The sequence below is a fragment of the Sphingobacterium psychroaquaticum genome, from assembly GCF_900177625.1.
Taxonomy (GTDB): Bacteria; Bacteroidota; Bacteroidia; order Sphingobacteriales; family Sphingobacteriaceae; genus Sphingobacterium; species Sphingobacterium psychroaquaticum.
In genome coordinates, this window is sequence record NZ_FXAU01000001.1 from 250,029 (window position 1) to 263,221 (window position 13,193).

The 13,193-nt window shown below is 40.1% G+C and carries 11 protein-coding genes and 1 pseudogene; 2 read left to right on the forward strand and 10 right to left on the reverse strand.

Translation table 11 applies throughout. The features are described 5' to 3' along the window. The 9 genes and pseudogenes from B9Y69_RS19145 to B9Y69_RS01150 form a co-directional block, all read right to left on the reverse strand. Nucleotides 1–1,110, reverse strand: a pseudogene (locus B9Y69_RS19145) (carboxypeptidase-like regulatory domain-containing protein); the annotation flags it as partial. 66 nt (nt 1,111–1,176) lie between these two features. After that, entirely contained in the window at nt 1,177–2,652 is a 1,476-nt protein-coding gene (gene cls, locus B9Y69_RS01115; protein WP_085471180.1) for a cardiolipin synthase, read from the reverse strand. Nucleotides 2,653–2,751: 99 nt separating this feature from the next. Further along, complete coding sequence (locus B9Y69_RS01120; protein WP_085471181.1) at nt 2,752–3,444, reverse strand: sulfite exporter TauE/SafE family protein; 693 nt, start codon at nt 3,442–3,444, stop codon at nt 2,752–2,754. A gap of 2 nt (nt 3,445–3,446) precedes the next feature. Next, the gene (locus B9Y69_RS01125) at nt 3,447–3,869 is read right to left on the reverse strand and encodes a FixH family protein (protein WP_085471182.1); all 423 of its coding nucleotides are present in this window, start codon (nt 3,867–3,869) and stop codon (nt 3,447–3,449) included. A 5-nt stretch (nt 3,870–3,874) separates the two neighbouring features. Beyond that, complete coding sequence (gene ccoG / locus B9Y69_RS01130; protein ID WP_085471183.1) at nt 3,875–5,266, reverse strand: cytochrome c oxidase accessory protein CcoG; 1,392 nt, start codon at nt 5,264–5,266, stop codon at nt 3,875–3,877. Between the two features lie 28 nt (nt 5,267–5,294). Next, nucleotides 5,295–6,179, reverse strand: coding sequence for a cbb3-type cytochrome c oxidase N-terminal domain-containing protein (locus tag B9Y69_RS01135; protein ID WP_234991030.1), 885 nt, complete (start codon nt 6,177–6,179; stop codon nt 5,295–5,297). Between the two features lie 8 nt (nt 6,180–6,187). Continuing rightward, complete coding sequence (locus B9Y69_RS01140) at nt 6,188–6,373, reverse strand: hypothetical protein (RefSeq protein WP_085471185.1); 186 nt, start codon at nt 6,371–6,373, stop codon at nt 6,188–6,190. Between the two features lie 11 nt (nt 6,374–6,384). Further along, on the reverse strand, nt 6,385–8,520 hold the full coding sequence (gene ccoN / locus B9Y69_RS01145; protein ID WP_085471186.1) for a cytochrome-c oxidase, cbb3-type subunit I: 2,136 nt from the start codon (nt 8,518–8,520) through the stop codon (nt 6,385–6,387). Between the two features lie 358 nt (nt 8,521–8,878). Then, nucleotides 8,879–9,691 carry a lytic transglycosylase domain-containing protein gene (locus B9Y69_RS01150; RefSeq protein ID WP_085471187.1) on the reverse strand — a complete coding sequence of 271 codons (813 nt, stop codon included), beginning with the start codon at nt 9,689–9,691 and terminating at the stop codon, nt 8,879–8,881. A 261-nt stretch (nt 9,692–9,952) separates the two neighbouring features. Between B9Y69_RS01150 and B9Y69_RS01155 the strand changes: the two genes are divergently transcribed. Both B9Y69_RS01155 and B9Y69_RS01160 read left to right on the forward strand, forming a co-directional pair. Next, nucleotides 9,953–11,344 (forward strand): pseudouridine synthase, encoded by a 1,392-nt coding sequence (locus tag B9Y69_RS01155; RefSeq protein WP_085471188.1) that lies wholly within the window; start codon nt 9,953–9,955, stop codon nt 11,342–11,344. A gap of 76 nt (nt 11,345–11,420) precedes the next feature. Continuing rightward, on the forward strand, nt 11,421–11,888 hold the full coding sequence (locus tag B9Y69_RS01160) for a pyrophosphohydrolase domain-containing protein (protein ID WP_085471949.1): 468 nt from the start codon (nt 11,421–11,423) through the stop codon (nt 11,886–11,888). A gap of 53 nt (nt 11,889–11,941) precedes the next feature. Here B9Y69_RS01160 and B9Y69_RS01165 read toward each other — a convergent pair whose 3' ends face one another. Beyond that, nucleotides 11,942–12,889: a tRNA modification radical SAM protein MnmL/YtqA gene (locus B9Y69_RS01165; protein ID WP_085471189.1), complete on the reverse strand. Its 948-nt coding sequence runs from the start codon at nt 12,887–12,889 to the stop codon at nt 11,942–11,944. Nucleotides 12,890–13,193: the final 304 nt, after the last annotated feature.

Sequence of the window (13,193 nt, forward strand, 5' to 3'; positions counted from 1 at the left end):
AAAAAAAGCATCGTTGGATACCAGGCCAAACTGTACATTATCCCCTTCTTCTTTATGCAGAACCAGACTTAATCCCTCTGCTTTTACTTCCGGAAGATCAAATGTACGCTGCTGGCCATTATCAAAAGCTATCGTGGCCTTGTACTTCTCGCCCAATACGGGAACAAAGCTAAAGTAGCCCATACCGAGTCCGAGATCTTCAAATTCAGCGACTTCTTTCTTTTTGCTATCAACAATCTTACCTTTTAAACGGACACCACGCCCTGTCGTACTCAATGCTTTAAAAGCTACTTTCTTAGAAAGTCCCGCTAAGAGTTCGCCACCCTCCGGAAAAAACTGAACATCAACATCCCATAATGCATTACTTAAGGAGTAATTTCCTACTAACGTAGGATCCGTCTTGTCGCCATCAATCTTAACGATCAAACGGCCATTTTTCAAATAATTCTTCTCCTTGATATTTAGGTTAATCGTGACCCGTCCCATATCGTCGGTTTCCGTCTTCCCTTTATCAAAAGCATCCCATCCGTCAATCGCTTCCCAGCTTAGCTTTTTCCGTCCGAGCAGATTGCCCTGGCGATCCCGAAATTGGATAGTAGCTTTGGTCTTCGTCCCCCCTTCAGAGCTATAGGAAACATCAGCCCCTAATTTCTTGTTTATTGCATCTCCGATTGGTACAATCTTATTAAAGAAATAGCCATTATCAAAATTTGCCATCCACTTGGTGTACGCCCGGAAGCGGTAGTTATCTTGTGATACAAATTGCGGGTCCAACACTAATTGTCCCTTTCCAGCGTTGTTTTCCAGCGGAACACGAAGCGTCTGGATTAGGGAATCCCGACTGGTCAAAACCTCGACATATACAATCTTACTTGGATTGTACTCATACAGGTTATGGTTGAGGTAGGTCTTAAACCACAAGGTATCTCCAACAGCATAATACGGCTTATCAAAGTGCAAGTGCACCTTTTCAACAGGATATACGCCAAAGTATTTCTGTACCTTTTCAACAACAGTATTAATAGGAATTGCCGGTTTTTGCTGTGCATTAACTTGTAAAGACAAGCCAGCAAAGAGAAAAATAAAAAATAAAAAAAAGATTTTCTTCATCAAAATATAGCTTTTCGAGAAGCTAAATATATTGATTTTCTAGCAAACCAGAAGAAATTTAACAGCTTATAACAAAGGTGCCAATAAACGACAGACAGAATCGATCGTTCTTTTCCATGTTTTTCGTCGTTTCCATTCTTTCAACGTCATCAATTCACAGTCGGCTTTGTCAATTTCAAACTGATCCTCCAGCTCTCGACACATCTTCGGATCAGAAATAACCGCGGCGATTTCATAATTGATATAAAAACTTCGTGTATCCAAATTAACGGTTCCAACAAAGGATATCTTCCCATCGATATTAATGGTCTTTGCATGGATAAACCCTTTGGTATAAAAATATACCTTAACCCCGCGCTCCAATAACGGTTTCACAAAAGAAAGACTAGCATGCTGCACGATATAGGAGTCTGACTCCTTGGGTAACATTAGCTCCACTTCAATACCAGAGGCTGCAGCAATCTTTAACGCTGTTGCCAATTCGTCGGTTGGAACGTAATAAGGTGTAACCAATTGTATTTTCGTATCGGCCTCGCCAAGCGCAATCAAAATAGCCTCCATGTTATACGGGCCCACCGAACCGGGGTCACTAGAAACAAAAGAAACGGCAGCATCTCCGACCTTCATCTCTTTACGGATATTTTGTAAATACCCTTCACTCAATAGAAACGGTTTTCCGTCAGCAAGGTTCCATGAATTCCAAAAACTGATCTGCAACATGTTCACGGCGGCACCCTCAACACGCACGGAAGTATCGCGCCAGTATACCTTATTAACATCTGTAGGCTTATTGATGTAACGATCAGAGATATTAATTCCACCAATATAACCGATATCACCATCGAAAATAGCAATTTTACGGTGGTTACGGTAATTACTATTTGCAAGCGAAGTAAAAGTTACCGGCATAAAAGGTTTAAAATCTATGCGGCTATCCTTTTGCTTTTGCATATACTTTACCAATTCAGGCGAACCTATACTATCTACCATTAACCGAACATAAACACCTTCGGCTGCTTTTTCCTCCAGCAAAGTCAGTATCTCAAGCCCTATTGTATCCAGCTCATAGATATAATATTCAATATGAATCGAGTGACGAGCCTCTCGAAGCGCCTTCATAAAGCCGAGAAACTTATGCTCTCCATTGATTAGTAATTCAACTTTATTACCGAGCGTGGGCGAGGACAGACGTTCATTTTTAAGAAAGGTGAAAACTTGGGAAAGGTCTCCGATTTTCTGTCGGATGTCCTCGATATCCTTTTCCATATAAGGCTCCAAACGTTCCCATTCCTTTTTCAATCGAATGGCTTGTCCATCGTTAACTTTTTTTATTCGTTTTACTTTAGAGAATTTTTGTCCGAAAAGATAATATAGAATAATACCAATAACGGGAAGGAAGACAATGACGAGTACCCAAGAAAGTGTTTTTGTCGGATTTCCGTTTTCAATAATCAGGGTACTGATAACACCTACATATAGAAAAAGTAAGGGAACCCAATACCATTCGCCAATAAAGTTTATAATGAAGTGTACATATTCCATACATGATATATCATTTATTTCTAGTTACACTATATCACTGTTGATAGCGCATTGTCTCTAAGATAAGAATATTATCCCAAAAGTGGAACTGCGGTATCGCTACATACAATTTATGGCTCCATCGACATGCAACAGCGGACTTAAATACGGGATATCTAAGTTCGCCCCTCGCAATATAAACCACATGCCCATGATCAAATATAAAAAAGGTAAAAGACGAGTGAAACCTTTTTTTAAAATGCTCTTCGGAAATGATGCCGCAAATGAAAAGACCAAGAGTAAAGGAAGTGTCCCTAAGCCAAAAAGTACCATGAAGTAAAAACTCGACGACAAAGAATTAGCATTCATTGCCGAAGCCAGCGCCATATATACCATTCCACATGGCAGGATTCCATTCAGCATACCGGCAACAAAAGAACCTCCTGGACGATACAGCCAGCGTCCCATAACCTTCACGAAGGGTTGAATCAGTCGCGTTTGAAAACCCGCCATAGCGGTGCTTTTTTTACCGAACATATAAAATAGGCCGATCAAAAATAAAATGGCACCAATCAGTAAACTAAAATACTGTTGCCATCCTTGCACCGTAGCTAACGTCCCAAAAAGACCAAAAAAAAGCCCTAGAAGGCCATATACCAATATCCGTCCAGATTGATAAAGTAATTTATTGAAAAAGTCCCGCCAGCGTATCCCTCCATTTTGATTGACTGCAATCAAAAGAGGCCCACACATTACAGCGCAATGTATGCTGCCAAAAAGCCCCATAAAAAAAGCGAGGTAATGAAAGGTCATTGCTATAAAAACAAAGGATGTGAAGATAAATAAGTTTTACTATTACTCTTCCAATTTACGTCTAGGTCCCAACTGCCTTTCGTAAAGGTCGAAACAGGCAACTGGAAGTCATTTGTCTTCGTCGCAAAAGGCAACGTGACATCCAATTTTCCATCGGATGGTCGTTTAAATTGCAGCTCTCCCTGGTTATCGGCATGTACAAAATGTATATAAAGCGTATCATTGCGAACCTTAATGGTCGGTTTTGCACCATCCTTTTCCAGGTTTTCCTTGCTCACATACACCTCGTCATAAGTCAGACTCTTTTCGTAGTAATCATTATCGACTAAGGAGTCTGAATCATGACTGACCATATACACCCCCGCCGCAACAATAAAAATCATAAATGCACCTAGTCCAATAACTATCTTGAGTCCCCAATTCATATCATTTATTTTAATGTAGTAGGTCCGATAAAAGTCGTTTTCAATGACTCTATTACTCGTCCGTCCGACACAATATTTACTTTAACATCCTGTTTGTACTTTTCAATATCCCCCTTTTCTTTCAACAAAAAGAAACTAAGCGTCGCTGTCTTATCCTTTTGCAGTACATGGATATCATTCACGATCTGTACCGTTGTCTTTGGATCAGCACTCTCAATACTGAAATTCATGTCCTTACCCGATTTGTTTATCAATTCCATCGTATAAAGATTACTGACTTTACCATTTTCCATCACTTGATAGGTACTTCCTTTAGCACGTAACAAGCGCCCATCGATATCAGAACGACTAAAGATCATGGCAATAAACACACCAATCAAAGCCGCTAGAACAATAGAATAAGCAATCGCACGTGTGTTACTTCTTTTAAAACCTTCACTTTTTTCAATTTCCCCCATTGGATAGAAACCAATCAACCGTTTCGGCTTGCCAATTTTCACCATCACATCATCACATGCATCAATACAAGCCGTACAGCTCACACATTCCATCTGTAATCCTTTACGGATATCAATACCTGTCGGACATACATGAACACAAAGGTTGCAATCTACACAATCACCTTTCGGTTCGGTATCCCCTTTTCGCATTTTACCCCGTGGTTCACCGCGATTCTTGTCGTACGCCACAGTAATACTGTTATCGTCAAGCAACACCCCCTGTAATCGTCCATAAGGACAGATGGTGGTACAAACGACCTCCCGTACATGCGCAAATACACCGTAGAAAAGCCCTGCAAAAATAAGTATGGAAATAAACCCCACAATATGTGTATCAATGGGATCGGTCATAATCTTAAACAAGGCTTCGACACCGATTACATAAGATAAGAAAAGATTAGAAATAATAAAAGCGATAAGGAAGAAAATAGTGTGTTTCAAGAGTTTCTTCCACGCACGAGCATCTGTATTTGGTCCTTCATTGAGCTTTTTCTGCTGCATCCAATCGCCTTCAATCAAATACTCAATACGGCGAAATACCAACTCCATAAAAATAGTCTGCGGACAGGTCCATCCACACCAGACGCGCCCAAATACGACGGTAAAGAGCACCACACAGACCATAACAATGAGCATTCCGAATACGGCAATATGTAAATCTTGTGGGTAAAATAGATTTCCGAAGATGGAAAATTTACGTTCAATAATATTGAACATCAAAAATGGATTACCCTTTATCTTTATAAAAGGCGCAATAAAAAAGAACAGCAGTAAGCTATATCCAACCCATTGACGATAGTTATACAATTGACCTGCCGGCTTCTTTGCATATATCCATTTTCTTGGTTCCTGGTTTCTCTTCCGTTTAACTGGTATATTGCTTGCTGCTGTTCCCATATTCTCTTCTCAATAAAAAATAATAACGTTACAAAGTTTCCGAGGTAGCTGTGCTATCTTGCTCAACTTTGCTGGATGCTGATTCGTATTCAACCTCCGTTCCCTGTGGTTCTTTTGGATTCGCAGGTTTGGTATCTCGTAAGGTAAAGATGTAATTACTTACTTCTGCAATCTGCGCTGGCGAGAGCGTCTGCTCCCACGGCACCATTCCCTTATCCGGCACACCATACTTCACCACAGTAAAGATATCTTTGATCTCACCACCGTGTAACCAATTTCTATCGGTTAGGTTGGGACCAATCCCCCCCTCTCCACTATTACCGTGGCACACCGCACAGTTTGCCATAAAAATCGCTTTACCTGCTGAAGCCATAACGCCCGATTCATCCACTTCAATCGTACTTTCATCAATCAAATTTGCGGCTTGTGCTAAATAAGCAGCTTTAGCAGCTTCTGCTTTAGCCATTTCCACCTTATACTCATCATCCTGATTCAACCCCCATCCGAAAACATGGTAGGAGAATAGATAAACTACTCCAAATGTAATCGTCGCGTAGAAAAGAGCATTAAACCAAATAGGAATCGGATTGTTCAGTTCCTTGATACCATCGTATTCATGGTCAATCTCCATATCCTTCTCCTCTTCCAATGGGCGCAAGCTCAAAAGCTTACTCCAAATAGCATTCCAATCGGTTTTCTTCTTTTTCTTCGCTTGTTCTTCGAGGGCAAGCTCCGGCATTGTTACTTTGATAATCGCTTTAAATGCTCTATGCACAACGAGGGCTGTAGCAATCAAGGCAATCATCACGAGGATCAACACCAACACCAGAATATCACTATAAAGATTACCAGAGCCAAACATCCATTCAGATGTCTTTGTAGCTGTATCTGCTGTTAATAATATATTCATCATATCAATTTCTATTCAGATTGTTGATCATTTTGTTTTTCATCATCGTCAAAAGGAATATCCTTCATATAGTCTATATGATCCTTTTTCATCCAAAAAAGCATGCAAGCTACCAGGACAAAAAACACCAAGAATATCCATAGGGAGGTGATGAGATACATCTCATCACCATTTAAATTTGTTAATTGCTTAAACATCGCTTCTTTCTTTATTCTTGACCACTAGGTGTCGCTTCTGTTTTCTTCTCTGCTTTGATATCAGTTCCCAACCGCTGTAGGTAAGCAATAAGAGCAATAATTTCCCTATCACTTTCGATCGTCACCTGATTATCTTTCAAATCTTTCGCAATGGTAGCTGCTTGTTTGTCCGCATCGGCTAACGCGTTGTCAATTTCCTCTTGTGAATATGGAACGCCTACCGTACGCATACCTTTCATCTTCGCCTGTAGCATACTGTTATCCAATTGTTGATCAATTAGCCATGGATATGCCGGCATAATACTTCCCGGTGAGGTAATGGTTGGATCCAACATATGGTCAAAATGCCATTTGTTCGGATATTTACCACCTATACGATGTAAATCAGGCCCCGTACGCTTCGATCCCCACAAGAACGGATGATCGTACACAAATTCACCGGCCTTACTATATTCGCCATACCGAGCCGTTTCCGAACGGAAAGGTCGTATAGTCTGTGTATGACAGTTAACACAGCCTTCTCGGATATAGAGGTCGCGCCCTTGCAGCTCTAATGCTGTATACGGCTTCACGGAGGCAATTTTTGGAATATTACTGCTGATCGTAAAGGTTGGTATCATCTCCACAATACCTCCAATCAGGATCGCAATCAAAGCCAATACCATAAACAACATCGGTTTACGCTCTAGACGACGATGGGTTGGTTCTTTAACAACTACAACTTCCATAGCAGGAGCTTCCGCTGGTTCATCGGCAACCAGTTTACCCGCTTTCATGGTTTTAATCAAGTTGTATGTCATCATAATTACCCCAGCCAGATATAAGGCGCCACCTATCGCACGCATCATATGCATAGGAAGGATTTCTAAGGTCGTAGCCAAGAAATTTGGATATTTCAAAACACCTTCTGGTGTAAACTCTTTCCACATCAAGCCTTGTACCACAGCCGCCCAATACATCGGGATGGCATAGAACAAGATCCCAAGCGTACCAATCCAAAAGTGGGTATTTGCTAATTTCTTAGAGTATAACGGGGTCTTGTAAATCTTAGGAATCAAATAATATAAAATAGCGAACGTCATAAAACCGTTCCATCCCAATGCACCAACGTGTACGTGTGCAACAATCCAGTCTGTAAAGTGGGCAATTGCGTTTACTTGTTTCAAGGATAACATCGGTCCTTCGAACGTTGCCATACCGTACGCTGTTAAGGCTACCACCATGAACTTCAGCATCGGTTCGGTACGAACTTTATCCCAAGCTCCACGTAAGGTTAACAATCCGTTGACCATACCTCCCCAACTTGGGGCAATCAACATAATAGAGAACACAACACCTAAAGATTGTACCCATCCCGGTAAGGAGGTGTATAACAAGTGGTGCGGTCCCGCCCAGATATAGATAAATATTAAAGACCAAAAGTGAAGAATACTTAATTTATAAGAGTACACCGGACGATTTGCCATCTTCGGCAAGAAGTAATACATCATCCCTAAGTATGGTGTGGTTAGGAAAAACGCCACCGCATTGTGCCCATACCACCACTGCACCAAGGCATCTTGTACACCTGCGTATACATAAATACTTTTCCAAAGACCAACAGGTAATTGAATAGAGTTAACAATGTGTAAAACCGCTACCGTGACAAATGTTGCGATATAGAACCATACGGCAACATACATATGACGCTCGCGACGTTTAATAATGGTTCCAAACATATTGATACCAAAAGTTACCCAGATAACAGCAATCGCGATATCAATCGGCCATTCCATTTCCGCATATTCATGCGAGGTGGTTAAACCTAAAGGTAACGTAGTCGCTGCAGCAACGATGATTAACTGCCATCCCCAAAAGTGGATTTTACTCAGTACATCGCTAAACATACGCGTCTTAAGCACGCGCTGCATCGAGTAATAAACGCCCATGAAAATTCCATTTCCTACAAACGCAAAGATCACCGCGTTGGTGTGTACGGGACGAACACGACCAAAAGTGGTGTATTGTGTTAGGAAATTCATTTCCGGCCAGATTAGCTGTACGGCTACTAGCAATCCCACGGACATGCCGACCAACCCCCAAACGATTGTTGCAACAGCGAAGTTGCGGACAATCTTGTTGTCGTAATTAAAGTGTTCTAACTGCATATTCAATATTGTTGATTATATGGTAAAATTACATCTTCATTTATGACACTCTAATGATATAGATTTTTAAAAAAAATGAAATAAGTCACATTTCTAAAAAAGGTGACCTATGAGCTCTAAATCATCAAAAAATCCCATAAGAACAAAGTTATTCTGCGCCAAGTCTCGACCTTGAAAAGCTTCAAACAATCACACAATATCTAGAAATACAAAAGCTAGCAGGAACGATATTGACACAAGAATGACATTACATCTACAGGTACAACAACAAGAAAAATGGTTGGTTTTATAATTTTGAAAAAAAAAGAGAGTTATTTAAAATAAATAACTCTCTTTTCATTTTAAGAAGGTTTTTCGCCTACAATAAGTTTTGCTCATTAATGTGCTGAAACTTATCCTGAGACTGCGCATAACGCTTATAACCATGTTTGTTCGGGTTTTCAATAACCTGCTTTACAGAAAGCAATTTATAGACATAAGCTCCCGTTTCTTGGTTCAGCTTTAATGCGTAGTAGTTATTCACGCCTTGTCTGCGAATAGAACCTTTTAAGCTACCTCCGCCTACATTATAGGCTGCTGCAGCTAGCGTCCAATCCCCAAACTGATCGTATAAGCTTTTAATGTATCGCGCTGCCGCATGTGTAGATTTTATCAAATCTCTACGTTCGTCCACGCCATTACCTACCTTTAGACCATATAACCGCGCAGTAGCAGGCATAAACTGCCAGTAACCACCAGCACCTTTATGCGATGTCACACCGGGCTCCATATCGCTCTCTATAAGGGGTACGTATTTAAAATCTTCGGGAATACCGTAAGATCTAAGAATTGCTGCAATCTTTGGCAGATGTTTCTCTGCTTTCTTATGTAAATCGTAAGATTGCTGCTTACCGAAGGAGAATCTGGCTAAATACCTCTCGAACTTCGTCTCTACCATGGGATTCTCTAAAGGAACACTCTCATTGGCAAATGTTATGGAGCTGTAGTAAGCTTCCTTTTCTTTTTCTGGAGAAAGAGCCATTGCTTTTCTCTTCTTGTCTTTGTCGAGCTGCTCTAACAAGACTTTCTTAATTGGGTCTTTACCAGACTCCGGTTTTGCCGTTATGCATAGTTTTGACAAGATCATTACAGTCAAAACAGCACTAAAGCATAGTACTTTTTTTCTATTCATTCAATCCCTTAATGCTACCTATCCACGATTCATTTTTCTTACTATTGAAAAACAATAATCGATCAAAAATAGCTTGGTCCATTTTTCAGGGTACAAACATACGAACTATTTATTTACTAAACAAATAGTTACGTTCCACACCCGTTAAAAGGTGTTAAAAACTAACGCTTTAAGCCCTCACAGGCCACATGTTACCTGTTAGTATTTTTTTTCGGTATATCAAATAAAAATCTTACCTTTGTATCTTAATTTCGAAAAATTATGCCTTTCAATAATAAACGGAACAGTCGTGATGACAACTCCAAAAAAAACAGAAGCAACTCAGAAAGCTTCAAGTCCAAAGGTGGTCAAAGTCGCCAACATTCATCGAGTAGTGACAGAAAACCTTTTGGTAAAAACAGCCCAGGAAGATCACGTTCTGATCGTTCTGACTCAACACAAAATGAACATCCTTTTGGACGATTTGAAAAATCGGACAGAAAGCCTTTCCAAAAAAGAGACGACAATCGTTCTTTTCAGAAATCTGATGACCGTCGATCCTTCAATAGATCGGATAGAGATGACAACAGAGGGGAAAGAAAATCATTTGACAAACCGTTCAACAGATCGGGTAGAGACGATAACAGAGGGGAAAGAAAATCATTTGACAAACCGTTCAACAGATCGGGAAGAGACGATAACAGAGGAGAAAGAAAATCATTCGACAAACCGTTCAACAGATCGGGAAGAGATGATAACAGAGGAGAAAGAAAATCATTCGACAAACCGTTCAACAGATCGGGAAGAGATGATAACAGAGAAGAAAGATCTTTTGACAAATCAGACTATAGAGGTAGCAAAAGAAACTTTAGCAGAGATGACGAGGGTAGTAACGGAGAAGATGGAAAACGCTTTTACCCAAGAAAAAAGATTGCAACGGCTGAGCCTAAAGATGACGGCTTAATTCGTTTAAACCGTTACATTTCCAATTCAGGTATTTGTTCGCGCAGAAAAGCGGATGAATTAATTGAGTCGGGTGTTGTCACTGTGAATGGAGAAGCAGTAACCGAACTAGGGACTAAAGTAGATCCAGCGAAAGACGAGATCCGTTATAACGGAGAACGTCTGAAACGTGAAAAAATGGTTTATATCCTTTTGAATAAACCGAAAGATTACATCACGACAACAGATGATCCACAAGAACGCCGTACGGTGATGCACCTTGTTGCAAAAGCAACAAAAGAGCGTATTTATCCTGTCGGTCGACTGGATAGAAATACGACAGGTCTTTTGCTATTGACCAACGATGGAAACTTAGCCGAGAAATTATCTCATCCTCGTAATAATATCAGTAAGATATATAACGTAGAACTGAACAAAAATCTAACACAAGGAGACTTCAATAAAATTGAGTTTGGTATTGAATTAGAAGATGGTTTAATTAAACCAGATGATTTGAGTTACGTACAGGGAGCGAGTAAGCGTGAAGTTGGGATTCAAATTCACTCCGGAAAGAACCGTATTGTTAGAAGAATATTCGAATCATTGGGTTACGAAGTCGTTAAATTAGATCGTGTCGTGTATGCTAACTTGACTAAGAAAGACCTTCCACGTGGAAGATGGCGTTATTTAGAAGACCGCGAATTGGTTCAAATAAAACACCTTATAAAATAATTAAAAGGCGCTTCTTAGAAGCGCTTTTTTGTTGCTACAAGATTTTGTATTTTTAACGCATATAATGAATAAAACTATGACAGATCCAAAAACGCTTACCTCGGTAGCAGAATTTCATAAAACATTTCAACACCCCATTTTAGAGGAACCGACAATCCCTTCACAAGCACGCTGCGAGCTACGCGTTTCGCTTATCGCTGAAGAGCTGAATGAACTTAAAGAGGCGATTGAGAATAAAGATCTAGTAGAAATTGCAGATGCATTATGCGACATACAATATGTGCTTTCAGGCGCTGTATTGGAGTTTGGGCTTAAAGACAAATTCAATGCGCTGTTTGAAGAAGTACAACGATCGAATATGAGTAAAGCGTGTAAAGACGAACAAGAGGCACAAGCGACCCAAGCTCATTACCGTGCAAAAGGAGTCGAGTCTTACTACAAAGAAGTTGATGGCTTGTACTTAGTTTACCGCGAGGGAGACAACAAGACCTTAAAGTCTATAAACTATTCTCCTGCGGACTTAAAAAGTATTGTAGAGGCATAGAAACCCTTTAATCCTAAAAGAAAAAAGGTGATCGTTAAAACGATCACCTTTTTTTAAGCCTGGTAAAGACTTCCTTGCTTCACCCCTCGGGCTTCAAGTCCTTTATCAATATGTGTTTGAATTTTAGATTTTGGGAATCCCCAATTTGGCGCAATAAGTAATTCCTTATCAGCAATCCCGAAAACACGCTGTATAATAATATCAGGACGCAGCAAAGGGATAAAACGACTTAAAAAATCGGTATACTCTTCTATCGTAAATAGTTTGAAGGGCTCACGTTTGTACTTCACCCCCATAATCGAACCTTCCACAATATGTAAGTGATGCAGCTTAACAAACTTAATATCAGGTTGGCGATTGATTTCATGCGCATACGCTAACATCATCTCCTCAGTTTCCCACGGGAAACCAAAAATAGTATGCACACAGAGTTCCAATTTGGTACCTTTTAACATCTCCATTACATTCACGAACTCATCGTGTGAGCAACCTCTATTAATACGTTCTAACGTTTCATTATAAATAGATTCCATCCCCATCTCTAAATCTACGTCTAGTCGATCGGTATAGGACTCTAACAATGCGATTTTCTCAAAATCCAAACAATCCGGTCGCGTGCCTACAGATAGACCTACTGTATTTTCCGGATCAATACTTAAAGCTTCGTCGTACATCATCTTCAAAAGATGCGTCGGAGCATAAGTATTCGTATTGGGTTGAAAATAGATAATAAACTTCTCTGCGCCATAGGAGTTCCTGGCCCGTTCAATACCATTCTCTACTTGTTCACGTATAGAAGGTATCTTACGCGCTGTGTCCGGCGTAAAGGAGTCAACGTTACAATATGTACATCCACCAAACCCTTTGCTTCCATCGCGATTCGGACATGTAAAATTACCGTCAACAATAACCTTAAAAACTTTTTGTCCGTTGTACTTATCTTTTAAATAAGCACCATAATGATTGTACGGCTTCACACCGCTATCTAATAATGTAGCCATCAGGGTGCAAAGATAGTAAAAAGTTAGTGTAGTTGGGGATAGTTCGTTGTTGCTAGTTGATAGTTGTTAGATGTTGGTTCTTAGGTCGTAGTTGGGGATAGTTCATAGTTGATAGTTGTTAGATCGTAGTTTATGGTTGGTTGTTTACAGACGATTCACTATAAACTACTTTCCATAAAGTAGAGCCTACGAACTACCTTCCACAAACGACTTTCTATAAACTACAAACTACTTTCTATAATCTACGAACTATTTTCTATCAACAAAAAAGCCCCTCCAGTTTCCTGAAGGGGCTTTCGTATAA

Coding starts and splice junctions, on each gene's coding strand:
- B9Y69_RS01120 (WP_085471181.1), bottom strand. CDS start 3,444: ATGACCTTTCATTACCTCGCTTTTTTTATGGGGCTTTTTGGCAGCATA.
- B9Y69_RS01165 (WP_085471189.1), bottom strand. CDS start 12,889: ATGGCTACATTATTAGATAGCGGTGTGAAGCCGTACAATCATTATGGT.
- B9Y69_RS01155 (WP_085471188.1), top strand. CDS start 9,953: ATGCCTTTCAATAATAAACGGAACAGTCGTGATGACAACTCCAAAAAA.
- B9Y69_RS01150 (WP_085471187.1), bottom strand. CDS start 9,691: ATGAATAGAAAAAAAGTACTATGCTTTAGTGCTGTTTTGACTGTAATG.
- ccoG (WP_085471183.1), bottom strand. CDS start 5,266: ATGGGAACAGCAGCAAGCAATATACCAGTTAAACGGAAGAGAAACCAG.
- B9Y69_RS01125 (WP_085471182.1), bottom strand. CDS start 3,869: ATGAATTGGGGACTCAAGATAGTTATTGGACTAGGTGCATTTATGATT.
- B9Y69_RS01135 (WP_234991030.1), bottom strand. CDS start 6,179: ATGATGAATATATTATTAACAGCAGATACAGCTACAAAGACATCTGAA.
- ccoN (WP_085471186.1), bottom strand. CDS start 8,520: ATGCAGTTAGAACACTTTAATTACGACAACAAGATTGTCCGCAACTTC.
- cls (WP_085471180.1), bottom strand. CDS start 2,652: ATGGAATATGTACACTTCATTATAAACTTTATTGGCGAATGGTATTGG.
- B9Y69_RS01160 (WP_085471949.1), top strand. CDS start 11,421: ATGACAGATCCAAAAACGCTTACCTCGGTAGCAGAATTTCATAAAACA.
- B9Y69_RS01140 (WP_085471185.1), bottom strand. CDS start 6,373: ATGTTTAAGCAATTAACAAATTTAAATGGTGATGAGATGTATCTCATC.